Source organism: Methylobacterium sp. B1, assembly GCF_000333255.1.
GTDB lineage: Bacteria > Pseudomonadota > Alphaproteobacteria > Rhizobiales > Beijerinckiaceae > Methylobacterium > Methylobacterium fujisawaense.
In genome coordinates this window covers 1-1,664 of record NZ_BACT01000996.1, presented here as the reverse complement: position 1 = coordinate 1,664, position 1,664 = coordinate 1, and the positions used below count along the sequence as shown (strand labels likewise).

Below are 1,664 nucleotides of genomic sequence, written 5' to 3'. Positions count from 1 at the left end.
CGATCCCGCCCACGCCGAGACCCTGGCGGCGCGCCTCATCGCGGCGGTGCAGGCGCCGATCCGCTTCGGCAAGCAGCGGCTGAAGGTGGGCCTGAGCGTCGGCATCGCGCAGGCGCCCGGCCACGGTCCCGATAGCGAGACGCTGTTCCGGCGCGCCGATCTCGCCCTCTGCCGGGCGAAGGCGGAGGGCGGGAACACCCATCGGGTGTTCGAGCCCACGATGGACGAGGCCGAGGCGGCCCGGCGCGACCTGGAACGGGATCTGCGCCAGGCGATCGAGGGCGACGAACTCATCTTGCACTACCAGCCGCAGGTGAGCACCGCCACCGGTCGGCTCCTCGGGTTCGAGGCGCTGGTGCGCTGGGAGCATCCGACCCGCGGGCTGGTGCCGCCGAATGCCTTCATCCCGCTGGCGGAGGAGAGCGACCTGATCCTGCTGCTGGGGGAGTGGGTGCTGCGCGCCGCCTCCCGGGAGGCGGCGCGGTGGTCCCGTCCGCTGAAGGTGGCGGTGAACCTGTCCCCGCGCCAGTTCCAGCAGGCGGATCTGCCCGAGCGCATCCTGGCCATCCTCACCGAGACGGGCCTGGCGCCGACGCGGCTCGAACTCGAGATCACCGAGACCCTGATCATCAACGACATGGCGCGGGCGCTCGGCATCCTGCGTCGGCTGAAGGCCTTCGGCATCTCCATCGCGATGGATGATTTCGGGACGGGCTACTCGTCGCTGGCGACGCTGCAGGCGTTCCCCTTCGACAAGATCAAGATCGACCGGTCGTTCGTGGGCCATGTCGAGGTCAGCGCGCAGGCCGCGGTGATCGTGCGCGCGGTCCTGGGGCTCGGCCGCAGCCTGGGGATGAGCGTCGTGGCCGAGGGCGTCGAGACGGATGCGCAGATGCGCTTCCTGGCCGCGGAGGCGTGCGACGAGGCCCAGGGCTATCTGATCAGCAAGCCGCAGCCGATCGAGCATTTCGCCGAGCAGATCGGTGCGCGCGAAGGCTTCGTGGCACCGGGCCGCCCGGACGCGGCCGTCGCCTGAGGCACGCTGCGGATCGACGACGGCCCGGAGCCCGGACGGTCGATGCGGGGCCGGATCGGGCCGCCCGATCGGCCGGCGTCTCACGGCGGCGATAGCCGCCCTGCGGCCTCGACGCGTTCCGGGGTCCGCCGGGACCGCGGGCGCCGCGCCGGCCTCTGTGGCGCGGCCGCGACACCCGACGACGACCGCCTGTGGATGACGTGACCTGCCCCCGATCCGTCAAGGTTCGCAGGCCAGCATGACCGCGCACCGCCGATCCGGCTCACCCAGCGCCCTCATCGCATGTTCGCCCAGCCCCACGCCCTCCTCCTCCGTCATCGCGAGCGCGTCGCCGTGCTCATCTCCTCCGCGCTGTTCCTGGCGGGCGCCCTGCCGCTCTTCTGGGCGATCGGCTGATCCCCCGGCTCCGACCGACGGAGAATCGGCTGCGGACCTGGGGGCCGCAGGCTGTCGATGCCCCGCGCCGCACGCGCGGCGGGCGGTCCGATACGGATTCCGCGTGAAGCGCTCGGACGACGCCGGCGTCCAGGTTTCACGCGCGCAGCGAAGCCATCCGAGGCGCGCCACCCGCTCCGAGGTCGCCCGGCCCTGGTTCACAGCGCTCCGCGGTTGAGGCCGTGAAAGTCCG

Annotated in this window: 1 protein-coding gene; it reads left to right on the top strand. The window is 72.5% G+C overall.

The window, feature by feature from the left end; translation table 11 throughout:
* A partial coding sequence (locus tag I53_RS27715) for a GGDEF domain-containing phosphodiesterase (protein WP_043357061.1) occupies nucleotides 1-1,036 on the top strand: 1,036 nt, incomplete at its 5' end.
* Between the last annotated feature and the right edge of the window lie 628 nt (nucleotides 1,037-1,664).